Origin of the sequence: Nonomuraea sp. NPDC050478 (assembly GCF_044458265.1) — a bacterium.
GTDB classification, from domain to species: Bacteria; Actinomycetota; Actinomycetes; order Streptosporangiales; family Streptosporangiaceae; genus Nonomuraea; species Nonomuraea ferruginea.
Genome location: NZ_JBITHT010000004.1, coordinates 862,638 through 885,448, shown reverse-complemented (window position 1 = coordinate 885,448; position 22,811 = coordinate 862,638). Strand labels below are relative to the sequence as shown.

Sequence of the window (22,811 nt, the reverse complement as noted above, 5' to 3'; positions counted from 1 at the left end):
CGAAGGGCCATTCGATGATCTACGGATACGACCCCAGGACCGGTGAGCCCGTGGGCGCCGGCGTGGCCGAGACCGACCGAGCCGGGGTCGACCTGGTGGTCTCCGCCGCCTTGGCAGCGGGCCAGGCGTGGCGGGCGACCCCGGCGGAAGACCGCGCGGTGGCGCTGGAGGCCGTCGCGGACGCGCTGGACGCGCACGCCGACGAGCTGTGGCGGCTCGCCGACGAGGAGACGGCGCTCGGCGAGGCACGGCTGCGCGGCGAGGTGGGCCGCACCACGGGCCAGTTCAGGTTCTTCGCCCGGGTGATCAGGGACGGCGGCTACCTCGACGCGATCATCGATCACGCCGAGCCGCCGCGGCCGGACGTGCGGCGCGTGAAGCGGCCGCTGCCCGGCGTGGTGGCGGTGTTCGCGGCCAGTAACTTCCCCTTCGCGTTCTCGGTGGCCGGCGGCGACACCGCCTCCGCGCTGGCGGCCGGCTGCCCGGTGGTGGTCAAGGCGCATCCCGGTCATCCCGGCACCTCCGAGCGGGTGGCCAAGCTGGTACGCGACGCGCTCCCGTACCCTGACCTGCTGGGTCTGGTGCACGGCCTCGACGCCGGCGCCGACCTGGTGCGGCACCCGGCGGTGGTCGCGGCGGGGTTCACCGGGTCCGTCGCGGGGGGCAAGGCGATCCAGCGGCTCATCGACGAGCGCGAGGTGCCGATCCCCTTCTTCGGCGAGCTGGGCAGCGTGAACCCCGTCGTGGTGCTGCCGTCGGCGTCCGCGCAGCAGGTCGCCACCGGCTTCGCCGCCTCGCTGACCCAGGGGGTGGGGCAGTTCTGCACCAACCCGGGGCTGATGTTCGTGCCCGAGGGCGACGAGTTGCGCAAGGCGCTGGCCGAGGCCGTCGAGGGCACCAGCGGCGGGCCGATGCTGGCCGAGCGGATCCGCGAGGGTTACCTGGGCGGTCTGGACCGGCTCGGGCAGCTGGAGCTGCTGGCCGAGGGCTCGCCGGGGGAGGGCGGCTGGTCGGTGACGCCCAAGGTGTTCACCACCGATCTCGACACCTTCGCCGAGAAGCTGCCCGGCATCGGTGAGGAGTGCTTCGGGCCCGCCTCGATCGTGGTCACCTACCGTGAGGTCGGCGACCTGCCGCCGGTGCTGGAACGGCTGGAGGGCTCGCTCACCGCCACCGTGCACGCCGCCGACGCCGGTGAGGCGGAGCCGCTGGTCGACGTGCTCGGCCGGAAGGCCGGGCGGCTGATCTGGAACGGCTGGCCCACCGGCGTGGCCGTCACCTGGGCCATGCATCACGGCGGCCCCTGGCCGGCCACGACCACGGCGACCACCTCGGTCGGCGCCACGGCCATCGACCGCTGGCTGGAGCCCACGGCCTACCAGGACTGGCCCGAGGCGCTGCTGCCTGACGAGCTGAAGGACGACAACCCCCTGGGAATCCCCCGCCGCGTGGACGGCGTACTCGGACGGTAGAACGGCGGCCCAGGTGGGCGCCGCGGTCGCAGGGAGGCTCGGTCCTCCCGGCGGCCCCGGGTGTGCGACGTGTCCGCCGGTCAGGAGCCGGCTACCCCCACCGCGGGAGGGCATGACCCTCCCGCGATGGGGGACGGGTCAGGCGCCAATGATCTCCATGCCGGCGGCGATGATCTTCTCCAGCTCCGCCACGTGCTCCGGTGCGGGGTCGACCAGGGGCGGCCGTACCCCGCCCACGTCCAGCCCGCGCAGTCGTACGCCGGCCTTGACCAGCGAGACCGCGTACCCCGGGACCTGGTCGCGCAGCTCCACCAGGGGCTTGTAGAAACCCGTCAGCAGGCGGCGGGTCAGCTCCTCGTCCCCGGAGGTGATCGCCCGGTAGAAGGCCAGCGCGACCTCCGGGGCGAACGCGAAGGCGGCGCTGGAGTAGAGGTTCACCCCCAGCCCTCGGTAGGCGGGCACGGTCAGCTCGGCCGTCGGCAGCCCGTTGAAGAACGTGAAGTCCGGCCCCGCCGACTCGCGCACGGTCAGGATGATGCGCTGGAGCAGGTCGAGGTCGCCCAGCCCGTCCTTGAACCCGATCACCTCCGGCATCCGCGCCAGCTCGGCGACGGCGGCGGGGGAGAAGCGGGCGTTGTTGCGCTGGTAGATGATGACGGGCAGCCCGCCCGCCAGGGCGACGTCGCGCACGTAGTCGACCAGGCCTTCCGGCGGCGCGCTGACCAGGTACGGGGGCATGATGAGCAGCCCGTCGGCGCCCTCCGCGGCGGCCGTGCGGGCCAGCGTCCTGGCTTCGGGGAGCGTGCCGCCCGCGCCCGCGAAGACGGGCACCCGCCCGCCCGCGGCGGCCACGGACGCCCGCACCGTGGTGGTGTAGTCGCCGGGGCCGAGGGCGTTGAACTCACCCGTCCCGCACGCGGTGAACACCCCTCCCGCTCCCGCCGTTACCCCGGCGTCGACGTGCCGGCCGAGCGTCTCCCCGGCCACCTCGCCGTCGGGACCGAACGGGGTCACCGGGAAGAACAGAACGCCTTCTAGCCGCATCAGCGCCTCCTTTTACCGGATGCCCTCTCGCCGGAGAGTGGCAGCCAGCTTGTGGGTGTGTGTGATCACCGCTTCGATGACCCGCTCGATCTGGGCGGGCGGCAGGTCTGCCGGCATCGAGCAGCTGATCGCGTCGGTGGCCGGGATCCGGTAGTCGACCGTGACGGCCACGCAGGCCACGCCCGACGTGCCCTGCTCGCGTTCGTACGCCCAGCCCCGGGTGCGGACCTGGTCGAGCTCGCCGGTCAGCTTGCCCAGGTCGGTGATCGTGTGGTCGGTGATGCCGGGCAGCGGGTCGGGGAGCAGGGCCTTGACCTCGTCGTCGGTGAGCTGGGCGAGCAGCACCTGGCCGAGCGCGGTCACGTGGGCGGGCAGCCGCCTGCCCACCCGGGGGATGATGTGGTGGGCGTCGCGGGATTCGCGGGTGGCCAGATAGAGGACGTGCGCCTCGTCCCTGCGGGCGAAGTGGGCGGTCTGCCCGGTCTCCTCCCTGAGGTCCTCCAGCGTCGCCTGGGCGAACGGCAGCGCCGGGTCCTTGTCCAGATAGGCGGTCCCGGTCAGCAGCGCGTGCGGGCCGATGCCGAAGGCCGACCGGGCGGCGTCGGTCTCCACCCAGTTGAGCTCCACCAGCGTGCGCATCAGCGCGTGCAGGCTGCTGCGCGGGAACCCGGTGAGCTGTTGCACCTCCGACAGCGTCAGCGTGCCCGGGGCGGCGGCGAGGGCCTCCAGGATGCGTACGGTCCGCTCGGCGGACTTGACCAGCTGCGGCTCCATGATCGTCCCATCTCGACTGCGACTTATGGGTGTCAGGATATGGGATGTCGTCCAGATACATGGACACAGGTCACCCCTTCACCGCCCCACTCGTCAGACCGCGCATGAACTGCCGCTGGAAGGCGAGGAACGCGATGATCGACGGCAGCAGCGCCAGCAGCGTGGCCGCCAGCAGCACGCCGATGCCCACCTCCTCGTCGGAGCGGAGCGAGCGCAGCGCGATGGGCAGCGTCCACATGCTCGACTCGGGCGCCACGATGAGCGGCAGCAGGTACTGGTCCCAGATCATGGTGAAGCCGAAGACGCCGATCACGCCGAGCGCGGGCCGGCACAGCGGCAGGATGACGGTGAAGAACGTGCGCAGCTCGCCCGCCCCGTCGATGCGCGCGGCCTCCTCCAGCTCGACCGGCACCTCCTTCATGAACTCGGTCATGACCAGGATCGAGAAGCCCCAGGCGCCGACCGGCAGGATCATGCCCGCGTACGTGCCGATCAGGTTGACGTTCAGCAGCGGCATGTCGGCCAGCACGAGGGAGAGCGGGATCGCGATGATCTCCTCGGGCATCATCATCGTGGCCAGCATGATCAGCATGACCACGCCCATGCCGCGGAACTTCTTGCGCGCGAGCGAGTAGGCGGCGAACACGCTCACGATCATCTGCAGCAGCAGCCCGAACCCGACCACCACGAAGGAGTTGAACAGATAGAGATAGACGTTGCGGTCGGCGGCGTGCACGAAGTTGTCGAACGTGAACTCGTCCGGCCACCAGGTGAAGGAGGTCGGGTCGAGCGTCTTGTTGAAGGCGCTGATCAGCAGCCCGAGCAGCGGCCCGGTGAACACCACCACCATGCCCGAGTAGAGCAGGATCTTGCCCGCGGTGGCGAACGGCCCGCGCCGCGACTCCAGCCCCAGCGCGCTGTCGAACCTCATCATGCCGCCTGCCTCCTGCGCATGAGCTGGACCAGTACGGTGAGCACGAGCGTGGCCGCGAACAGCACGATCCCGCCCGCCGAGGCGATGCCCAGCTCGCCGGTCTGGAAGCCGAGCTTGTAGATGAGCGTCATCAGCACCTCGGACGAGCCGTTCGGCCCGCCGTTGGTGAGCACGTACACCTCGACGAACACGCGCAGGCCGCGGATGGCGGCGAGCGTGAACAGGATCCAGAACACCGGCCGCAGCGCGGGCAGCGTGATGTGCCGCAGCCGCCTCCAGGTGGACGCGCCGTCCACCGCCGCGGCCTCGTACAGCGTGCGGTCGATGCCGACCAGCCCGGCCAGGAAGATCATCATGTCGTACGGGGTGCCGCGCCAGATGTTCATGACCATGATCGACAGCAGCGAGGAGTCCTCGTCGGCCAGGAAGGGCTGCGGGGCGATCCCCACCCAGCCGAGGATCATGTTGAGCGTGCCGGTGTCGCCCGGGTGGTACATGATCCGCCACACCTCGGCGACGGCCGCCATGGTGACCACGACCGGCAGGAAGGCCGCGGTCCTGACGAACCACAGATACCTGGCCGGCCCCTCGATCAGGAGCGCGAGGCCCAGCCCGAACACGATCGAGCCGGCCGTGGTGCCCAGCGCCAGCACCAGGCTGTGCCAGATCGCCGAGCGGAAGGCGTCGTCGGTGAGAATGGTCGCGTAGTTGTCCAGCCCGACCCAGGTGCTGTCGATGTAGCGGATCTCCTGGAGGCTCATCGTCAGCCCGGTGAACATCGGGATGAACTTGAAGTACAGGAACAGCAGCAGGGCGGGCGCCAGGAAGGCCCAGGCGACCAGCGGCCCCCGCCAGCGCGCCCGGCGGGGCGGCTGGCCGGGGGCGGCGGCCCGCGGTGGCGGCGCCGTGGTCAGCGTCGGGGTCATGATGCCTTTTGACTCTGCAGTTCCTGGGTCAGCTTGGTGTTGAGCGCGTCCATCTCCGCCTTGACGTCCTTGGCGCAGTCGGCCCACACCGTGTTGATCGAGTCGGCGGAGGTCTGCCGGATCGGCGCCCAGTTCGGCACCGGGTGGGCGTATACGGCGTCGGCGTAGGCGTCCTGGAACACCTGCCAGCGCGGGTCCTGGCGCTCGGCGGCCATGTCGACCTCGGAGCTGACCGGCAGGCGGACGATGGCGCCGTTGGCGTCCTTGTTCATGCCGATCCGCTGGCCTTCGGCGGAGATGGCGAACTCGGCGAACTTCTTCTGGCCCTCGGTGTTGCCCGATCCGGCCATCAGGTAGACGTTCTCGCCCTCGCCCAGTGTGCCGGGGCCGCCCGACGGGCCCTTGGGCACCGGGTAGACCTCGATCTTGTCGGTGCCGATGCTGTCCACGAACCGGGCGAGCACGTACGGGCCGGTCAGGTAGATGCCGCCCTGGCCCTTCTCGAACACCTCGTGGGTGACCGTGGTGTCGTTGCTGACCGCGCCCGGGTTGACGGTCTTGGTCTTGCAGAACTGGTCCTGGAGGAACTGCACCGCCTCGACGGCCTTGGGGTCGCTCATGGCGGAGGTGAACGTGCCGGAGCCTGACGGGGAGACGAAGTCGCCGCCGTTGCCGTAGATGAACGAGGAGGCGTACCAGGACGCGTAGCCGCGCTTGGTGCTCGCCGGGATGACGAAGCCGGCGGTGTCGTTCTCGCCGTTGCCGTCGGGGTCCTTCTCGGTGAAGGCGGTGGCCAGCGCGGCGAGGTCCTCCCAGGTCTGGGGGATCTCCATGCCGACCTTCTCGCGCCAGTCCTTGCGGGCGATGATGGCGAAGGCCTGCGCGGAGAACGGGGCCGCCCAGGTCTTGCCGTCGCTCGCGGTGGCGGCCTTCCAGGCGAGGTCGGAGACCTTGTCGCCGCCCGCCAGGGAAGCCCGGTCGACCTCGGTCAGCCAGCCCTGGGTCTGCATGTTGCCGATCTGGGCGGTGTCGTTGATGACGATGTCGGGCAGATCGCGCTGCGCCGCCTGCTGCTGCAGCTTGGTCTCGAAGTCGTCGAAGAGGGCGACCACCTTGGTCTGGATCCCGCTGGCCTTGGTGAACGCCTCGGCGAGGCGCTGCGCTGTCTTGGCCGACTCCGAATCGGGCGCCTGCCTGATCCAGATCTCCAGCGCGTCGTCCGTGCTTGAGCTTGTTCCCCCGGAGCCGCAGCCTGTCAGCGTAACGGCCAGGGTCGTGGCCAGCGCGACCCCGAGCAGACGACGTGACATAAGACCGCCTCCTGTTCACATATGTGACAAGTGTCGTGGATGTGGGCGAGTCTTGAAGAAAGTAACCAGTGACACACATCACGGTCAATATTCAAGAATGTGAATCTGGGCCAGTGTTGTGTACAACGGGGGAATGCGCATTCTCATGACCGGCGCCGCAGGGAAAGTCGGCACGCTGCTCCGTCCCCGTCTCGCCCGTGACGGCCGGACGCTGCGCCTGTCGGACCTGGCGCCGCTCGAAACCGGACCCGGCGAGGAGCTGGCCGTGGCCGACCTCACCGACGAGCTGGCCATGGCCGCCGCGATGCGGGACGTCGACGCGGTGCTCCACCTCGGCGGCCAGAGCCGCGAGCATCCGTGGGCCGACATCGTGCGGGCCAACATGGACGGCACCTACGTGCTCATGGAGGCCGCCCGCGCGGCGGGGGTCGGGCACGTGGTGCTGATGAGCAGCCACCACGCCGCCGGCTTCCACACCCGGCCGCCCTCCGGCGGGGAGCTGGCCGACTACGCCTTCCCTCGCCCTGACACGTACTACGGCGTGAGCAAGCTCGTGATGGAGGGGCTGGGCAGCCTCTACCACGACAGGTTCGGCATGCACGTGACCGCCATCAGGCTCGGCACCTGCAACGAGCGCTCCGCCGACACCCGCGGCCTGGCCACCTGGATCTCGCCGGACGACCTGGCCCGGCTGGTGGAGGCCGCGCTGACGGCGACCGGCTTCCACGTCGTGTGGGGCGTCTCCGACAACGCCCGCAGGTGGTGGTCGCTGAAGGAGGCGGAGGCCATCGGGTACGAGTCGCGCGACAGCTCCGAGTCGTACGCCGCGGAGATCATCGCCGAGCAGGGCGAGCCGGACCTGAGCGGCCCGTTGCACGACCGGGTCGGCGGGGTCTTCACCTTGAAGGAGCTCGGCGGCTCCTGGTGACCGTTTCTGCTCGATAGCCGCCCCGACCGATCAGGTCAGGGCGGCTGTCGGCATGCCCGGACTCTTTCGCCGCGAAGTGCAACCGGTTGTAGTGGAGGTGGGTCAGAGCGAAAATGTTAAGAACGCGTATCCACCCTCATATCCCCTCTGAGCAGGCACTATTCAGTTGGCGATATATCGGTAACGGCTTTGTAACACCTGCAAAGGGTTGACGAAACTTTTCGCCTCCTTATAGGAATGCGCTATCCGATCCCGCCGTGCCGGGCAGGGCCTGGAAGAGGGATGTATGTCCGAATCAATCTCTGTCACCCCGGAGCGACCCCCCGCCGCCCCGCGGGAGGCCGCTCGACCCCCGGGGCGTCGCCGCCGGACGACCTATGCGAACGTCCACAGGCGCCGGGAGGCCCGCACCGCGTACGTCTTCCTCGCGCCGTGGTTCGTCGGCCTGTTCCTGATCACCGTGGGGCCGATCCTGGCCTCGCTGTACCTGTCGTTCACCGACTACAGCCTGCTGGAAGAGGCCCAGTGGGTGGGCTGGGACAACTACTCGAAGCTGTTCTTCGAGGACACCCGGTTCATCCAGTCGCTCAAGGTCACCACCATCTACGTGGTCGTGTCGGTGCCCATGCAGCTCGCCTTCGCGCTGGCGCTGGCGCTCGCGCTCGACCGGGGCCTGCGCGGGCTGTCGTTCTACCGCTCCGTCTACTACCTGCCCTCGCTGCTGGGCGGGAGCGTGGCCATCGCCATCCTGTGGCGGAAGATCTTCGGCACCGACGGCCTGGTCAACGCCGTCCTCGCGATCTTCGACATCGAGGGGCCCGGCTGGGTGTCCGACCCGGACACCGCCCTCGGCACGCTGATCCTCCTGCACGTGTGGACGTTCGGCGCGCCCATGGTGATCTTCCTCGCCGGACTCCGGCAGATCCCGCAGAGCTACTACGAGGCGGCCGCGGTCGACGGGGCCACCAAGCTCCGCCAGTTCCGCTCGATCACGCTGCCGCTGCTCACGCCGATCATCTTCTTCAACCTCGTACTCGAAGTCATCAAGTCCTTCCAGTCGTTCACGCAGTCGTTCATCGTCAGCGGCGGCAGCGGAGGACCGGTCGACTCCACGCTCTTCTACACGCTCTACCTCTACCTGAAGGGCTTCAAGAGCTACGAGATGGGCTACGCGGCCGCCATGGCGTGGGTCCTCCTGCTCCTCATCGCCGGACTGACCGGCGTGAACTTCCTCGCGTCGAAGTATTGGGTCTTCTATGGCGACACGAAGTAACCGGGTGCCGTTCCTGTTCCGCCCGCTACCGCGGGGCAGCCGGCTGCTCAAGCACGCGTTGCTGATCGGCTTCGGCCTGATCATGCTCTATCCGCTGCTGTGGATGATCTCCAGCTCGCTGAAGCCGGAGGACCTCATCTTCCGCGAGCCCGGCCTGTGGCCCAGCGCGGTCACGCTGGACAACTACAGCGACGGCTGGACGGCGCTCAAGCACAGCTTCGGCTACTACCTGTGGAACTCGGCCGTCATCACGGGACTGTCCGTGGCGGCCAACCTGGTCGCCTGCTCCCTGGCCGCCTACGCCTTCGCCCGGCTGAACTTCCCCCTGAAGAAGGTGTGGTTCGCCATCATGCTGGGCTCGATCATGCTGCCCTACCACGTGACCGTCGTGCCGCAGTACATCGTGTTCGCCAACATGGACTGGATCAACACGATCTGGCCGCTGGTGGTGCCCAAGTTCCTGGCCACGGACGCGTTCTTCATCTTCCTGATGGTGCAGTTCATCCGGACGCTGCCACGGGAGCTGGACGAGGCCGCGGCCATCGACGGGGCGGGCTACTGGCGGATCTTCCTGCAGGTCATCCTGCCGCTGTGCATGCCGGCGCTGGCGACGACCGGCATCTTCACCTTCATCTGGACGTGGAACGACTTCTTCAGCCAGAACCTGTACCTCACCAACTCCGACAACCTCACGGTGGCCGTGGCGCTGCGGCAGTTCCTGGACTCCAGCGGAGAGTCGTCCTGGGGTCCGATGTTCGCGATGTCCATCGTGTCGCTCGGGCCGATCTTCGGATTCTTCCTGGCGGGACAGAAGTACCTGATCCGCGGGATGGCGACCACTGGCCTGAAGTAGTTCCTCTTCACCCCCTGTAACCCCCAAGAGGAGGTAGAGCTGTGAAACTCGGCTCTCGTAAGACGATGTGGGTCGCCGCGCTGTCGGCGGCCATGCTGACCGCGGCCGCCTGCGGCAGCGGCGACGGCGGCGAAGGAGGAGGCGGCGGTGGCGACGGCGGCAAGGTGTCGATCACCTTCGCCTACTGGGGCAGCGACGCCCGGCAGAAGCTGACCGACCAGGCCATCCAGAAGTTCGAGGAGAAGAACCCGACGATCGACGTCGAGGGCGACTTCTCCAACTGGGACAGCTACTACGAGAAGCTCGCCACCAAGGTCGCCGCCAACGACGCGCCTGACGTGCTGAGCATCGAGATCCGCGGCCTCAGCGAGTACGCCGGCCGCGGCGCGCTGATGGACCTGGCCGGCAAGCTGCCCACCGCGGACCTCGACCAGCAGGTCCTGTCGAGCGGCCAGATCGACGGCAAGCAGTACGCCATCCCGACCGGCGTCAACGCCTTCTCCATGCTGGCCAACCCGGCCGCGCTGGAGAAGGCCAAGAAGGAGCTGCCGGACGACACCACGTGGACCTGGGACCAGTGGGCCGCGCTGGCCCAGGAGATCTCGGCCACGGGCGCCGCCACCGGTGCCGAGTACAACTTCAACCCCGCCTGGCTGCAGATCTACGCGGCCCAGCGCGGCGAGAAGTTCTACGACGGCACCAAGATCGGCATGTCCGTCGACACGCTGAAGTCCTGGTGGGCCATCCACCAGAAGCTCATCGAGACCAAGGGCTCGCCCGACGCCGCCAAGAGCGAGGAGATCGGCGACACCGGTCCCGAGCAGTCGCTGCTCGGCACCAACGAGGGCGCCATGGGCATGTGGTGGAGCAACCAGCTCAACGCCCTGACGAAGTCGTCCGGCCAGGACATGACGCTGCTGCGGATGCCGAAGCTGGAGGGCGCCACGACCAGCGGCATGTTCCTGCAGCCCGCCATGTTCTACGCCGCCTCGGCCAAGACGGAGAAGGCGGACGCCGCGGGCAAGTTCATCGACTTCCTGGTCAACGACCCCGACGCGGCCGGCATCCTGCTGAGCGACCGCGGCCTGCCCACCAACTCCAAGGTGCTCGCCGCCGTCAAGGACAAGCTGCCGCCCGCCGACCAGAAGACCCTGGCCTTCATCGACGAGGTCAAGAGCGAGCTGAGCCCGATCGAGGCGCCGCCGAAGGGCGCGCTGGAGATGGAGGACATCCTGGAGCGCGCCAGCGAGGAGGTCGTGTTCGGCAGGGCCACTCCGGACGCCGCCGCGGCGAAGTTCCTGGAGGAGGCGAACGCCGCCATCGCCGGCTGACCAGCCGGCGACCGGCCGGGGGCGCACCGCCCCCGGCCGCCCACCGCGACTCGGGGAGAGAGCACTTGAGCACCAGGTACGCCTTCGTCGGCCTCGGGCACCGCGCGCAGATGTACGTCGACGCGCTGCTGGGCGACTGGCAGGACACCGGGACCATCGTCGGCCTGTGCGACGTCAACACCACGCGCATGGCCTACTACGCCGAACGGATCGGCCGCCCGGTGCCGTGCTTCGCGCCGCGGGAGTACGGCAAGATGCTGGAGCTGGCCGACGCCGTCGTGGTGTGCACGGTCGACGCCACCCACGCCGAGTACGTCGTCGCCGCGCTCGACGCCGGCCTCGACGTCATCGTGGAGAAGCCGCTCACGGTCGACGCCGAGGGCTGCGCGGCCATCGCCGAGGCGGCCGAGCGCAACCCGGGCCGGCTGGTCGTCACCTTCAACTACCGCTACTCGCCGCGCAACTCGGCGGTGCGGAAGCTGATCGGCGAGGGCGCCATCGGCGACGTCACCTCGGTGCACTTCGAGTGGGCGCTCGACACCATCCACGGCGCCGACTACTTCCGCCGCTGGCACCGCGAGCGCGCCCACTCCGGCGGGCTGCTCGTGCACAAGTCCACCCACCACTTCGACCTGGTCAACTGGTGGCTCGGCTCGGCGGCCGAGCTGGTCTTCGCGCAGACCGACCTGCGCTTCTACGGCCAGGCCCAGCCGCGCGGGCCGCGCCCGGCACGCGGGCAGGGCGCCCCGGGTCTGGGCAGCGACCCGTACATCCTGGACATCTCCCAGGACGAGCGCCTCAAGCGGCTCTACCTGGACGCCGAGCACGAGGACGGCTACATCCGCGACCAGGACGTGTTCGCGCCCGGCGTGACGATCGACGACACCATGTCGGTGCTCGTCCGCTACGCCAACCGGGCGATCCTCACCTACTCGCTGACCGCGCACGCGCCGTTCGAGGGGTACCGGGTGGCGTTCAACGGCACCGAGGGGCGGATCGAGCTGGAGGTGTGCGAACGGTCCTGGACACCGCCGCACGCCGCCGTCGACCCGAGCGCGGCGAGCAAGGAGCACGCGGCCGGCTCCTGGGAACGGCTCATCCTGCACCGGCACTGGCAGGAGCCCGAGGAGGTGCCGATCGAGCAGGGCGCCGGCGGCCACGGCGGCGGTGACCGGCTGCTGCTCGACGACGTCTTCCGCGGCCCCGGCGACGACCCGCTCGGCCGTCCGGCGGGCTACCGCGACGGCATCCGCAGCGTCCTGGTGGGCGTCGCGGCCAACCGTTCAGCCACCACCGGCCGCCCCGTCCACCTCACCGCCGACGGCACCCGCCTCGCCGGCGCCTGATCCGTACGAAGAGGAGATGCGTCTGACTCCTCACAGTGCTTTCTCGTACGAGTCATGAGAGGTGAGATGCGGCATCTAGGGGAGTTCGCCGGGCTTGTGGAGGTGGCGGGAAGGCAAGGGGAGCTGTTCCCGGACGCGCCCGCCGGGCCGGAGCTGCGGGCCGCCGCGCGCGAAGCCATCGGCACGCTCGACCTCACGGCGGGAGACGTACGGGTGGAGCGCGCCTGGACGGCGGACGGGCTGGACGGCGAGGAGCTGTCCTGGGACGTCGGCTACGGCCCGCGCACCCGGGCCTACCTGCTCAGGCCGCACGGCCACCGGGGCGCGCTGCCCGGCGTGGTGGCCCTGCACTGCCACGCGGGCATGAAGTGGGCGGGCAAGGAGAAGATCGCCGACGGCCCCGAGCCGCCCACCCCCGAGGTGCGGCGGCTGCGCGGCGAGCTGTACGGCGGCCGGGCGTTCGCCTCCGAGCTGGCCAGGCGCGGCTTCGCGGTGCTGGCGCACGACGTGACCGGGTGGGGGAGCCGCCGGTTCCCGCTCACGGACATGCCGGACCGGGTGACAGCCCTGGCCCCGGACGCCGGGCTGTCGGAGGCCGACCGCTACGACGTGGCGGCGGGCCACCACGAGCACGTGCTGGAGAAGTACTGCAGGCTGCTGGGCACCTCGTTCGCGGGCGTGGTGGCGGGCGAGGACCTGGCCGCCGCGGCGTACCTGCGCAGCAGGCCGGACATCGGGCCGGTCGGCTGCGCCGGCCTGTCGGGCGGCGGCCTGCGGGCCGCCCTGCTGGGCGCCTTCGACCCGGGCGTGCGCGCGGTCGTGGTCGCCGCGATGACCTCGTCCTACGCCGACCTGCTCGACGGGTACGTGGCCTCGCACACCTGGATGCTCTTCCCGCCCGGCCTGTCCCGGGTCTGCGACTGGCCCGCGCTGATCGCGTCCGGAGCGCCGCGACCGCTGCTGGCGCTGTACGCGGGCGACGACCAGCTGTTCCCCGAGCGGGGGATGCGCCGCGCCCACGAGGCCATCGCCCGCCGCTACCCCGGCGGCGGCTACGAGGGCAGGTTCTTCGACGCCCCGCACGCCTTCGACGTCCCGATGCAGGAGCACGCCTTCGCCTGGCTGGCCGCCGGACTGCGCCCCGGGTCCCGCTGAGGGCACGGCACGGCGCGGGCCCGGCGTGGCACCGCGCCGGGCCCGCGGGTCAGCGGCCCGTGGCCAGCTCGGCCGCCTCCTCGCGCGACAGGCGCCCGTCGACGACCACGACCGACACCTTCCTGTCGAGCCGGGCGTCGAACGTCAGCGGGGTGTCCCAGGCCAGCGCGGTGCCGACGCCCGGATACTCGGCCACCCGCACGAACCACGGGTCGGCGTCCTGCGCGAACAGCAGCGTCCACGTCTCCGACGACAGCGCCAGCCACGGCGCCCGCGAGCCGTGCACCCGCTCCTCGCCCTCGGCCGCCGCCGTGAACACCCGCAACCCGGGCGAGCCCGCCGGCGCGCGCCAGAAGAACCCGCCGTAGCCGGCGCCCGCCCGGCCCTTCGTGGCCGAGCTGCGCACCGTCAGCGGCGCCCCGGTCAGGTTGTGCAGGGTGAAGCCGAACTCCAGGACCCACCCACGCGCCGCTGGACGGGCCCGTACGGTGCGTTCCTCGCGAACCAGGGCGTCTTCCCCCGGCCGCAGCCACGAGAGCGTCTCGGTGAAACCGGCGGCGTCGCGCTCGGTGAAGGCCAGGTGCCGCTGGACGCCGTGGTCGTCGAGCCAGGTCGGCCCCTGGTCGCGGACGTAGGTGCGCCCGCCCCAGAAGTTGCGCCCGCCCAGGTCCGTCACCGCGAGCCCGGCCCCGAGGTGGTGCGGGTGGTCGGCCGGACGGATCTCGGTCACCACGGTGCCGCCGAGCGTGCGCACCGGGTGCAGGTAGGGGCGGGGCGCCGCGGTCAGCGGCAGGTCGGGGCTGGTCACGTACTCGGCGACGGGAGAGCCGCCCACCACGAGCGGCGTCGCCCAGCTCAGGCCCAGCTCGGAGAAGAGCGCCAGCTCCGAGGCGCACCTGTCGACGACGGACGCGATGCCCGGCAGCACCCGGCCCTCGCCGGACAGGTCCTGGTGGTCGTCGGCGATCGGCAGCGGGTCGGGCGCGACCCTGATCGCCTCCATCACCTCCATGAACCCGCCCGTGCGCTGGATCGGCACCAGCAGCGGGACGCCGGACCGCACGTGCTCGACGAGGTTGACCAGCAGGTCGGTGCGGTCGAAGCGCTGGACGAGCCCGTCGTCCAGTTGGACCTCGTCCATCGTGTAGACGAACCGGATCCGCCCCTTCTCGCCGTGGACGAGCACGTACGGCTCGTCCCGCTCGGCCGCGCAGAGCGTGACCGCGGCCACCAGCGGGGTGCCGCCGGCGAGCGTGACGCGGACGGCGGAGGTGTCGTCGGACTCGATCCCGTTGGCGTGGAAGAGCTCGGTCTCCACCGAGGCCACCGCGCCGCGCTCGTCGGCCCCGGCCACCGCCAGCGCGGTGGCCAGCGCGTGCGCGAACGGGTTCGTCAGCGCGCCGTCCACCACGTCCACGCCGTCGAGCACCCGCCTGCCCGCCCACGGGCTGCGGGTGAAGTACGCGGCGGGGCGCGGCCACGAGCCGCCCACGCCGATGCCGGTGACGCGGCCGATCGCGCCGCCCGCGATCAGCTCGCGCACCGCGGGCACCGCCGCGGAACCGAGGCTCTGGAACCCGACCTGGCAGGCCAGCCCCGCCTTGGCGGCGGCCCGCTCCATCCGGTCGAAGTCCGCCAGCGTGGCCGCCGTCGGCTTCTCCACCAGGACGTGCGCGCCCGCCTCCAGCGCGGCCAGCGCCAGCTCGGCGTGCGTCGGGATGGGCGTGGCCAGGATCGCGATCCGGGCGCCGGTCCGTTCGATCAGGCCGGGCAGGTCGGCGGAGATCTCGGGGGAGCCGAGCCCCGCCAGGCTCTCCGGCGGGACCGGCCGCACGTCGCAGACCCCGGCCAGCTCGACCAGCCCGGTCAGCCGGCGCAGCCGGTCGAGATAGTTGGAGCCGAAGCCCTGGGCTCCGGCGAGCACGACACGCATGTCACCTCCAGCGGAGGCCGAGGCCCCGGTGCTCGCCGGCGCGCAGCTCCGCGCCGTCCACCCGGACAGGGTACGGCTCGGCGAGCAGCCCCAGCGCGGCGAACGAGGCGTCCTCGACGTCCTCGGCCATGGACGGCAGCGGCAGCGAGAGCGCCAGCTGCCCCGACAGGTCCGGCAGCAGGTGCGGGTAGACCGGCACGTCGAAGGCGCGGGCCAGCTCGGCGATGCGCAGGAACGGGGTGATGCCGCCGACCCTCACCACGTTCGGCTGCACGACGTCGCAGGCCCCGGCGGCCAGCAGGTCGCGGAAGCCGTAGACCGTGTAGACGTTCTCGCCGACCGCGATCGGCACGTGCGCCGACCGGCGCAGCTCCACGTGCGCCGCCACGTCGTCGGCCGGCAGCGGCTCCTCCAGCCAGTGCAGGCCGTACGGGGCCAGCGCGTCGGCGGCGCGCCGGGCGGTGTGCAGGTCCCAGCGCTGGTTGGCGTCCACCATCAGCAGCGTGTCCGGGCCGATCACCTCGCGGACGGCGGCCACCCGCGCCACGTCCTCGCGCACGTCCGGCCGGCCCACCTTGATCTTGACGGCGGGGTAGCCGGCGGCCTTCCACCGGCCCGCCTGCGCCACCAGTTCGTCCAGCGGGTAGTGCAGGTTCACCCCGCTCCCGTACACCGGGACGGACTCCCTGCGCCGGCCCAGCACGTCCACCAGGCCGCGCTCGCCGCAGCGCAGGTCCCACAGCGCCAGGTCGACCCCGGCCAGCGCGATCGTGGTGATCCCGCCGGGCCCGGCCTCGCGCAGGTGCCGCCAGAGCCGGTCCCACACCACCTCGGGGTGCGGGTCCAGGCCGATCAGCGCGTCGCGGATGTCGTGCTCCAGCAGCGCCCGCACCGCGTGCGCGCCGATCTGCGGAGTCCAGGAGAACCCGGTGCCCACTCGCCCGTCGGCGAGCGTCACCTCGACGACCAGGACGTGGTTGGCGGGCACGTCGGGCCCCCATGGACGGCGCAGCGCGACCGTGCGCGGGGTGACCGTGAGGTCGCGGATCACGGCGTGCCGATCAGCGAGCGTCCGTGCTTGATCAGCGACTCCAGCTCCGCCACGTCCTCGGGCGCGGCGTCGACCAGCGGCGGCCGGACCGGCCCCACGTCCAGGCCGCCCAGCCGCACCCCGGCCTTGACCAGCGCGACCGCGTACCCGGGCACCTTCGAGCGCAGCCGGACGAGCGGCTCGTAGAACTCGGTCAGCAGCCGGTGCTCGCCGTTCAGGTACGCGGTCGCGATGTCGGGCGCGAAGGCGAAGACCGCCGAGGAGTACAGCTCGACGCCGAGGCCCCGGTAGGCGCCCATGGTCAGCTCGGCCGTCGGCAGGCCGTTGAAGAACGTGAAGCCGTCGCCCACCTCCTTGCGCACGGCCAGCATCGAGCGCTGGATGAGGTCGATGTCGCCCAGGCCGTCCTTCAGCCCGACCACGCCGGGCACCCGGGCCAGCTCGACCACCTGCTCGGGGGTGAGCACCACCGAGCCGCGCTGGTAGATGATCACCGGCAGGATCGCCGCGATCTCCCGCACGTACGCGACGAACCCGTCCGAGGTGCCCTTGGCCAGGTAGGGCGGCATCAGCAGCAGGCCGTCCGCGCCCGCCTCGCGCGCCGCCCCGGCCTGCGCGAGCGCGGCGCCGAGCGGCCCGCCCGCGCCGGCGAACACCGGCGCCCGGCCGGCCGCCGTCTCGACGGCGACCCGGACGACGGCGGCGTGCTCGGCCTCCGAGAGGGAGGAGAACTCGCCGGTGCCGCACGCCGCGAACACTCCGCCGGGCCCGTGGTCGAGCCCCCGTCCGATGTGCTCGGCCAGCACCTCCTCGGCGAGCTTGCCTGACAGGGTGAAGGGGGTGATGGGGAAGAAGAGGACTCCGCTGAGGTTCATCAGATCTCCAGTTCGGTGCGCCAGCTGCGCTTGGCGGTCCAGCCGAGCATGCGCTCGGCCTTGGCCGAGGTGAACGCGGGAAGAGTGTCGGTGAGCGCGGGCGCGTGCTCGCTCGTGCCGGGCATCACGGCGGGGAGCAGCTCCGCGAGGGGGCGGCGGGCCAGCGCGTCGGCCGCGCCTGCGAAGAACACCTCGCCGCTGGGCAGGCCGGGCAGCCGCTCGATGAGGGTGGCGATCATGTCGGAGGCGTCCCTGGCGTCGATGTAGTTGAACAGCGAGACACCGGCGATCTCCGGCAGGTCCAGGCGTTCCAGGATCGTGTGGCCCGACTGGGTGGGCGCGCCCGCCCACTCCTCGGGCGCCACCACGAAGCACGGCCGCACCGCCGCGAACCGCGTCCGCGAGCTGCGCGCGAACGACGCCATCGTCTGCTCGGCGACCACTTTGGACAGGTTGTAGGCGTTCCACGGCGACGTCGGGTGGTCCTCGTCGATCGGCAGATAGCTCGGCGCCCAGCCGGACGGCGACCCGTAACCGATCACCGTAGGGCTGCTGGCCACCACCACCCGGCCCACGCCCGCGTTGCTCGCCGCCTCGCACACGTTGAACGCAAGTTGCGTGTTGGTGCGGAAGATCACGCCCTCGGTCCGGCTGAACGGGGTCGCGATGGCCGCCAGGTGGACCACGACGTCGGGCCGGAACCGCGCCATCACGTCGTACGCCTCGCCCAGGTCGGTGAGGTCGGCCGGGAGGGTGGCCGCCGCGTCGTCCGGGGTGCCGGCGGTGACGTCGACGCCGATCACTTCGTGACCCGCCTGCGCCAGCGAGGTGACCAGGCTTCGCCCCAGCCTTCCGGCGCTGCCCGTCACCAGTGTTCGTGTCATCGCTCGTTCACCCTTCCGCAGGGGTCATTACCGCAACCGGTTGCAAAAAGTATTGAGGTGCCGTCGGCAGAACGTCAAGCCGACTCGTCTCAGCCTGCGGTGTCGCCGCTGGCCTCATGCGCGGTAGCATGAGTTTTCGGCGCTCGGCCCTCGCGAAAGAGGCCCGTTGACAGCGATACAAGCGCTTGCATTAATGTACTTGGCATGCTCGGAGGCCCAGCGTGGCGGTGACCATTCGTGACGTGGCGGAGGCATCAGGCGTACACGTCTCCACGGTGTCGCGCGCCTTCTCCGCCCCCCATCTGGTCAACCCGGTCACGCGCACCCGCGTGCTCGCCGTCGCCGAGGATCTCGGCTACCGGCCCAACCGGGCCGCCCGCGCGCTGACCACGGGGCGCACCCACAACATCGGCCTGATCGTGGCCGACATCGCCAACCCGTTCTTCCCGCCGCTCATCAAAGCGGCCCAGGCGCAGGCCAGGCTCCGCGACTACCACGTGTTCGTGGCCGACACCGACGAGGACCCGCAGGTCGAGGAGGAGCTGATCCAGACCCTCACCAAGCAGGTCGACGGCGTGCTGCTGTGCAGCCCCCGGCTGACCAACAAGACGATCGAGCGGCTGCGCGAAGAGGTGCCGTTCGTCGTGGTGAACCGCAGGGTCAAAGGCATGCCGACGGTGCTCATGGACGTCGGCCGCGGGGTCAGGCTCGCCGTCGAGCACCTCACCGGCCTCGGCCACCGCAGGCTCGCCCTGGTGACCGGGCCCAGCGGGTCGTGGACCAGCAAGGAGATGCAGGCGGCCGCCGCCGCCATGAGCGAGGCCGACGTCACCTTCCTCGGCCCCAACCCGCCCACCGAGCTCGGCGGCCTGGCCGCCGTCACCGACGTGATCGCCTCCGGCGCCACCGGGGTGCTCGCCTACAACGACCTGGTCGCCATAGGCTTGATCGAAGGGCTGGCCGAGCGGGGGGTCGACGTGCCCGGGGAGATCAGCGTGATCGGCGTCGACGACATCGTGCCCGGCCGCCTGAGCCGCCCCAAGCTGACCACCATCGCGATGCCCACCGCCGCCGCCGGCCGCATCGCCGTCGACCTGCTGCTCGGCTCGGTCGACTCCGAGGCCACCAGCGGCGTCACCGTGCTGGAGACGAGCCTGATCGTCCGCGAATCTACGGGAGAGGCCCACACATGAACTTCGGAACGCTGCCCTCGGGGGAGCGCGTCGAGCGCCACGAACTGACCTCGGGGCGCCTGCGCGCGGCGGTGCTCTCGTACGGGGCCATCCTGCAAACGCTTGAGGTCGACGGCGTCAACGTGGTGCTCGGCCTGCCGACCCTGGACGACTACCTGACCCGCAGCCGCTACTTCGGCGCCGTGGTCGGCCGCTACGGCAACCGCATCGCGGGCGGCCGCTTCACGCTCGACGGCGTCGAGTACCACCTGCCCGTCAACAACGGGCCCAACAGCCTCCACGGCGGCACCGAGGGCTTCGACAGCAAGGTCTGGACGATCCGCGACGTCACCGGCTCGGCCATCACGCTCGCGCTCGTCAGCCCCGACGGCGACCAGGGCTACCCCGGCACGCTCACCGCCTCGGTCACCTACACGCTCGACGGCGACGCGCTGCGCATCGACTACACCACCGAGACCGACGCGCCCACCGTGGTCAACCTGACCAACCACTCCTACTTCAACCTGGCCGGCGGCGGCGACGTGCTCGGCCACGTGGTCCGCATGGCGGCCGACCACTACCTGCCCGTCGACGGCGACAAGATCCCCACCGGCGAGGCGGCCCCGGTCAAGGGCACCGTGTTCGACTTCACCACCCCCCACGCGATCGGCGAGCGCTTCGACGGCGCCTACGACCACTGCTTCGTCCTGAACGGCGACATCACCGTGACCGAGCCGGGCAGCGGACGCACCATGGAGGTCACCACCACCGAGCCCGGCGTCCAGTTCTACGCGGGCGGCATGCTCGACGGCGACGCCACCCCGTACGGCCCGCACGCCGGGTTCTGCCTGGAGACGCAGCACTTCCCCGACTCGCCCAACCAGCCGGCGTTCCCCTCGACCGTGCTGCGCCCCGGCGAGGTCCGCGCCTCCACCACCACCTACCGCTTCCCGGGTTGATCAGGGGAGAGCCGGCGTAGCCCGCAGCACCAGCAGCGCCACGTCGTCCCTCGACGGGGCGCCGGCGAAGGAGTGGACCGCCTGCCGCACCCGCTCGGCGACGGCGTGGGCGCTCAGCCCGGTGCAGCCCGACAACAGCCTGGACAGCCCGTCGTCGTCGTCGAGCAGCCGCTTGCCGTCGCGCCGCTCGGTCACCCCGTCGGTGACGCACAGCAGCACCTCCTCGGGCGCGAGCTCGAACGACTCCACGAAGAACCGCACGCCGTGCTCGACGCCGAGCAGCAACTGCGGCGAGGCCACCTGCTCCACCTCGCCGTCGGTGTGCAGCAGCAGCGGCGGCACGTGCCCGGCCGAGGCGATCGTGCACCGCGCCCCGCCCCGCGGCAGCGGCGTCAGCTCCCCGCACAGCAGGCTGAGAAACCGGCCCTCCTCGTCCTCCTCCAGCAGCGTCCGGTTGAGCCGGTCCAGGATGTCGGCCACGGTGTAGTTCTCCTTCGCGAGCAGCCGCACGGCGTGCCTGGCGAGCCCGGTGACGGCGGCCGCCTCCGGCCCGCTGCCGCAGACGTCGCCGAGGGCGAAGCACCAGTGGTCGGCCACGGTGAACAGGTCGTAGAAGTCGCCGCCGACGTGCGCGCCCTCCTCGGCCGGCTCGTACACGACCGCGGACTCCAGGCCGGGCATCGGCGCCATCCGCACCGGCAGCAGGTTGCGCTGCAGCGCCTTGGAGGTGGTGGCCTGGCGGGTGTAGAGCATCGCGGTGTGCAGGTTGAGCGCGATCAGGCGGCACAGGTCGGCCAGCAGCTCGGCCAGCTCCAGCGGCAGCGTCGGCTCGCTCCGGCCGATCACCAGCGCGCCGTGGGCCCTGCCCTGGGTCAGCAGCGGGAACGACAGCACGTTCCCGCGGCCGACCGGCCAGGTGACCTCGCTCAGCGGCGTGCGCGGGAGGGCGGGCAGCGACGTGCGCAGCTCGGCGTTGTGCCGCTCCTCCCGGTGCCACACGTGCGCCAGCCGCGTCATGCCCGCCAGGTCGGTCAGGTAGACCGCCGCCCAGGTGGCGATCTTGGGCACCACGAGCTGCGCGGCCAGCGCCGCGAGCAGCTCCTCGTCGTGCACGCCCGCGAGCAGCTCGCCCGCCTCGGCGAGGAACGACAGCCGACCCCGGTGCGCCCGGTCCTGCTCGGCCAGCCGCTCCCGCTGCACGGTGCCGGCCACCTGGTCGGCGATGTGCCGCAGGCTCGCGGCCAGGTCCTGGTCGAACCGCCCCGGCTCGGCGGCGGTCACCGCCAGGTGGCCGATCACCTCGCCCGCCACCACCAGCGGCGCGCACGCCAGCGACCTGGCCCGCAGCCGCTGGGCCAGCTCGACGTCGGCGGCGAGCAGGTCGTCCACCACCGCCGGCGCGCGCCGGTCGGGGGCGAACACGCCCGCCGCGACCACGCCCACCAGCCCCGCCGCCTCACCCGCCCCCGCCGCCACCCCGAACCTGTTGCCGGAGTCGGCGCGCAGCAGCACGTACGCGGCGTCGCCGGCGCTGGAAAGCTGGACGATCCGCGCGATCGTGTCGAGCAGCTCGGCGAGCGGGCGGTCGCGGTCGAGCAGGTCCTTGATGCGCCGGCCGGCCTCCCGCCTGGCGGGTGAGGGCGGCGAGGCCAGCACGAACCCGTGGTCGCCGCCCACCACCATCCAGATCGCCCTCCGGTGCTCCGGCCTGCCCCCGGTGCGCAGGTGGGAGACGTAGACGGGGACCAGCCGCCCGTCGCGGTGACGCATCCGCGACTCCCCGCGCCAGCGGCCCAGCGCGAGCGCGTCGGACAGGGCCGGCGAGTCGGGGCCGTGACCGTCCCAGTCGACCAGGTCCTCCAGCGGCCGGCCCGCCGCCTGCCGCGCCGTCCAGCCGAGCAGGGCCTCGGCGTCGGCGTTCCACGAGATCACCCGCCCACCCGCGTCGGCGACCAGCACCGCCACCCGCAGCGCGTCCACGGGCTCGCGCGGCGCCGGGATCGAGGGCGGGCACGGCTCCTGGGCGTCGGCGAGCTCCATCCGCACCCAGACCCGCTTCGCGCTCCTGGTGTACGTGACGCCCCAGGCGTCGGCGAGCATGCCCGCCAGCGCCAGGCCACGCCCGGAGGTGGCCATCTCCTCGGCGGGAGGCGGCACGTCCAGGACGGTCCGGCCGGGCTGCTGGTCGTCGACCTCGATCTCGAGTTTGGGCGGCACCGCCTCGGCGTCCAACCGGCAGGTCAGCTCGACGCCGGTGCCGGCGTGCACCACCGCGTTGGTGACGAGTTCGCTGGTCAGCAGCACGGCGTCCTCCGCCAGATGGCTCAGGCTCCACTCGCCGAGCACCTGGCGGACGAACCGTCGCGCCGCCGCCGGGGCATGGGGAGTGCCGTCGAAGGAGGTGCTCGACACCCGGGTCGTCTCCACTGTGCGTCCTAGAACATCACTCGATGTGGCAGTTCGGTCACTCTCAGGGTGGCAGACCGGGAGCCCGCGCTCCCTCCACTTGGGAAGAAGGCCGAGGTTGGTCACCAGCCGGCTGGCGCCGGGGAAGTCTTTCGACACGATCCGGCGGTGGCCCGGCGCGTCCC

The 22,811-nt window shown here is 71.4% G+C and carries 19 protein-coding genes; 9 read left to right on the top strand and 10 right to left on the bottom strand.

The features are described 5' to 3' along the window. The first annotated feature begins 14 nt into the window (after window positions 1-14). On the top strand, window positions 15-1,472 hold the full coding sequence (locus ACIBF7_RS24000) for an aldehyde dehydrogenase (NADP(+)) (protein ID WP_397198193.1): 1,458 nt from the start codon (window positions 15-17) through the stop codon (window positions 1,470-1,472). Between the two features lie 138 nt (window positions 1,473-1,610). On the opposite strand, the gene ACIBF7_RS23995 is transcribed toward ACIBF7_RS24000, so the two are convergent. The 5 genes from ACIBF7_RS23995 to ACIBF7_RS23975 form a co-directional block, all read right to left on the bottom strand. Beyond that, complete coding sequence (locus ACIBF7_RS23995) at window positions 1,611-2,516, bottom strand: 5-dehydro-4-deoxyglucarate dehydratase (protein WP_219544186.1); 906 nt, start codon at window positions 2,514-2,516, stop codon at window positions 1,611-1,613. 12 nt (window positions 2,517-2,528) lie between these two features. Continuing rightward, on the bottom strand, window positions 2,529-3,290 hold the full coding sequence (locus ACIBF7_RS23990; protein WP_148033578.1) for an IclR family transcriptional regulator: 762 nt from the start codon (window positions 3,288-3,290) through the stop codon (window positions 2,529-2,531). Between the two features lie 70 nt (window positions 3,291-3,360). Next, entirely contained in the window at window positions 3,361-4,224 is an 864-nt protein-coding gene (locus ACIBF7_RS23985) for a carbohydrate ABC transporter permease (protein ID WP_246639591.1), read from the bottom strand. Continuing rightward, the gene (locus ACIBF7_RS23980) at window positions 4,221-5,150 is read right to left on the bottom strand and encodes a carbohydrate ABC transporter permease (protein WP_219544184.1); all 930 of its coding nucleotides are present in this window, start codon (window positions 5,148-5,150) and stop codon (window positions 4,221-4,223) included. Before ACIBF7_RS23980 ends, ACIBF7_RS23985 begins: the two co-directional genes overlap by 4 nt. Next, window positions 5,147-6,460, bottom strand: coding sequence for a sugar ABC transporter substrate-binding protein (locus tag ACIBF7_RS23975; protein ID WP_148033576.1), 1,314 nt, complete (start codon window positions 6,458-6,460; stop codon window positions 5,147-5,149). The genes ACIBF7_RS23980 and ACIBF7_RS23975 overlap by 4 nt, the downstream gene beginning before the upstream one ends. Before the next feature lie 133 nt (window positions 6,461-6,593). Between ACIBF7_RS23975 and ACIBF7_RS23970 the strand changes: the two genes are divergently transcribed. The 6 genes from ACIBF7_RS23970 to ACIBF7_RS23945 all read left to right on the top strand — a co-directional run bounded on the left by ACIBF7_RS23970 (window position 6,594) and on the right by ACIBF7_RS23945 (window position 13,346). Next, window positions 6,594-7,388 (top strand): NAD-dependent epimerase/dehydratase family protein, encoded by a 795-nt coding sequence (locus ACIBF7_RS23970; RefSeq protein ID WP_397198192.1) that lies wholly within the window; start codon window positions 6,594-6,596, stop codon window positions 7,386-7,388. A gap of 286 nt (window positions 7,389-7,674) precedes the next feature. Continuing rightward, entirely contained in the window at window positions 7,675-8,661 is a 987-nt protein-coding gene (locus tag ACIBF7_RS23965) for a carbohydrate ABC transporter permease (RefSeq protein ID WP_397198191.1), read from the top strand. Beyond that, window positions 8,645-9,514, top strand: coding sequence for a carbohydrate ABC transporter permease (locus ACIBF7_RS23960; protein WP_148033574.1), 870 nt, complete (start codon window positions 8,645-8,647; stop codon window positions 9,512-9,514). The genes ACIBF7_RS23965 and ACIBF7_RS23960 overlap by 17 nt, the downstream gene beginning before the upstream one ends. A 41-nt stretch (window positions 9,515-9,555) precedes the next feature. After that, the gene (locus ACIBF7_RS23955; RefSeq protein WP_222709066.1) at window positions 9,556-10,845 is read left to right on the top strand and encodes an ABC transporter substrate-binding protein; all 1,290 of its coding nucleotides are present in this window, start codon (window positions 9,556-9,558) and stop codon (window positions 10,843-10,845) included. 65 nt (window positions 10,846-10,910) lie between these two features. After that, on the top strand, window positions 10,911-12,191 hold the full coding sequence (locus ACIBF7_RS23950; RefSeq protein ID WP_397198190.1) for a Gfo/Idh/MocA family protein: 1,281 nt from the start codon (window positions 10,911-10,913) through the stop codon (window positions 12,189-12,191). Window positions 12,192-12,245: 54 nt separating this feature from the next. Then, complete coding sequence (locus ACIBF7_RS23945; RefSeq protein ID WP_397198189.1) at window positions 12,246-13,346, top strand: dienelactone hydrolase family protein; 1,101 nt, start codon at window positions 12,246-12,248, stop codon at window positions 13,344-13,346. Window positions 13,347-13,395: 49 nt separating this feature from the next. On the opposite strand, the gene ACIBF7_RS23940 is transcribed toward ACIBF7_RS23945, so the two are convergent. The 4 genes from ACIBF7_RS23940 to ACIBF7_RS23925 are packed head-to-tail and all read right to left on the bottom strand — an operon-like array spanning window position 13,396 to window position 18,089. Beyond that, complete coding sequence (locus ACIBF7_RS23940) at window positions 13,396-15,279, bottom strand: DUF6807 family protein (RefSeq protein WP_397198188.1); 1,884 nt, start codon at window positions 15,277-15,279, stop codon at window positions 13,396-13,398. A gap of 1 nt (window position 15,280) precedes the next feature. Next, entirely contained in the window at window positions 15,281-16,327 is a 1,047-nt protein-coding gene (locus ACIBF7_RS23935) for a mandelate racemase/muconate lactonizing enzyme family protein (RefSeq protein ID WP_372452413.1), read from the bottom strand. Then, on the bottom strand, window positions 16,327-17,205 hold the full coding sequence (locus ACIBF7_RS23930) for a 5-dehydro-4-deoxyglucarate dehydratase (RefSeq protein ID WP_148033569.1): 879 nt from the start codon (window positions 17,203-17,205) through the stop codon (window positions 16,327-16,329). Before ACIBF7_RS23930 ends, ACIBF7_RS23935 begins: the two co-directional genes overlap by 1 nt. Continuing rightward, on the bottom strand, window positions 17,205-18,089 hold the full coding sequence (locus tag ACIBF7_RS23925; RefSeq protein WP_219544178.1) for an NAD(P)-dependent oxidoreductase: 885 nt from the start codon (window positions 18,087-18,089) through the stop codon (window positions 17,205-17,207). The genes ACIBF7_RS23930 and ACIBF7_RS23925 overlap by 1 nt, the downstream gene beginning before the upstream one ends. A 221-nt stretch (window positions 18,090-18,310) precedes the next feature. On the opposite strand from ACIBF7_RS23925, the gene ACIBF7_RS23920 reads away from it, so the two are divergent. Together ACIBF7_RS23920 and ACIBF7_RS23915 are read left to right on the top strand one after the other, a co-directional pair. Beyond that, complete coding sequence (locus ACIBF7_RS23920; RefSeq protein WP_148033567.1) at window positions 18,311-19,282, top strand: LacI family DNA-binding transcriptional regulator; 972 nt, start codon at window positions 18,311-18,313, stop codon at window positions 19,280-19,282. Then, window positions 19,279-20,220 (top strand): aldose epimerase family protein, encoded by a 942-nt coding sequence (locus tag ACIBF7_RS23915; RefSeq protein WP_148033566.1) that lies wholly within the window; start codon window positions 19,279-19,281, stop codon window positions 20,218-20,220. The genes ACIBF7_RS23920 and ACIBF7_RS23915 overlap by 4 nt, the downstream gene beginning before the upstream one ends. On the opposite strand, the gene ACIBF7_RS23910 is transcribed toward ACIBF7_RS23915, so the two are convergent. Beyond that, window positions 20,221-22,647 carry a SpoIIE family protein phosphatase gene (locus ACIBF7_RS23910; protein ID WP_397198187.1) on the bottom strand — a complete coding sequence of 809 codons (2,427 nt, stop codon included), beginning with the start codon at window positions 22,645-22,647 and terminating at the stop codon, window positions 20,221-20,223. Window positions 22,648-22,811 lie beyond the last annotated feature (164 nt).

Excerpts from the sequence above, each read along its gene's own strand:
- ACIBF7_RS23940 (WP_397198188.1), bottom strand. The coding sequence starts at position 15,279 with ATGCGTGTCGTGCTCGCCGGAGCCCAGGGCTTCGGCTCCAACTATCTC.
- ACIBF7_RS23945 (WP_397198189.1), top strand. The coding sequence starts at position 12,246 with ATGAGAGGTGAGATGCGGCATCTAGGGGAGTTCGCCGGGCTTGTGGAG.
- ACIBF7_RS23915 (WP_148033566.1), top strand. The coding sequence starts at position 19,279 with ATGAACTTCGGAACGCTGCCCTCGGGGGAGCGCGTCGAGCGCCACGAA.
- ACIBF7_RS23965 (WP_397198191.1), top strand. The coding sequence starts at position 7,675 with ATGTCCGAATCAATCTCTGTCACCCCGGAGCGACCCCCCGCCGCCCCG.
- ACIBF7_RS23990 (WP_148033578.1), bottom strand. The coding sequence starts at position 3,290 with ATGGAGCCGCAGCTGGTCAAGTCCGCCGAGCGGACCGTACGCATCCTG.
- ACIBF7_RS23970 (WP_397198192.1), top strand. The coding sequence starts at position 6,594 with ATGCGCATTCTCATGACCGGCGCCGCAGGGAAAGTCGGCACGCTGCTC.
- ACIBF7_RS23995 (WP_219544186.1), bottom strand. The coding sequence starts at position 2,516 with ATGCGGCTAGAAGGCGTTCTGTTCTTCCCGGTGACCCCGTTCGGTCCC.
- ACIBF7_RS24000 (WP_397198193.1), top strand. The coding sequence starts at position 15 with ATGATCTACGGATACGACCCCAGGACCGGTGAGCCCGTGGGCGCCGGC.
- ACIBF7_RS23925 (WP_219544178.1), bottom strand. The coding sequence starts at position 18,089 with ATGACACGAACACTGGTGACGGGCAGCGCCGGAAGGCTGGGGCGAAGC.
- ACIBF7_RS23980 (WP_219544184.1), bottom strand. The coding sequence starts at position 5,150 with ATGACCCCGACGCTGACCACGGCGCCGCCACCGCGGGCCGCCGCCCCC.
- ACIBF7_RS23985 (WP_246639591.1), bottom strand. The coding sequence starts at position 4,224 with ATGATGAGGTTCGACAGCGCGCTGGGGCTGGAGTCGCGGCGCGGGCCG.
- ACIBF7_RS23975 (WP_148033576.1), bottom strand. The coding sequence starts at position 6,460 with ATGTCACGTCGTCTGCTCGGGGTCGCGCTGGCCACGACCCTGGCCGTT.
- ACIBF7_RS23930 (WP_148033569.1), bottom strand. The coding sequence starts at position 17,205 with ATGAACCTCAGCGGAGTCCTCTTCTTCCCCATCACCCCCTTCACCCTG.
- ACIBF7_RS23960 (WP_148033574.1), top strand. The coding sequence starts at position 8,645 with ATGGCGACACGAAGTAACCGGGTGCCGTTCCTGTTCCGCCCGCTACCG.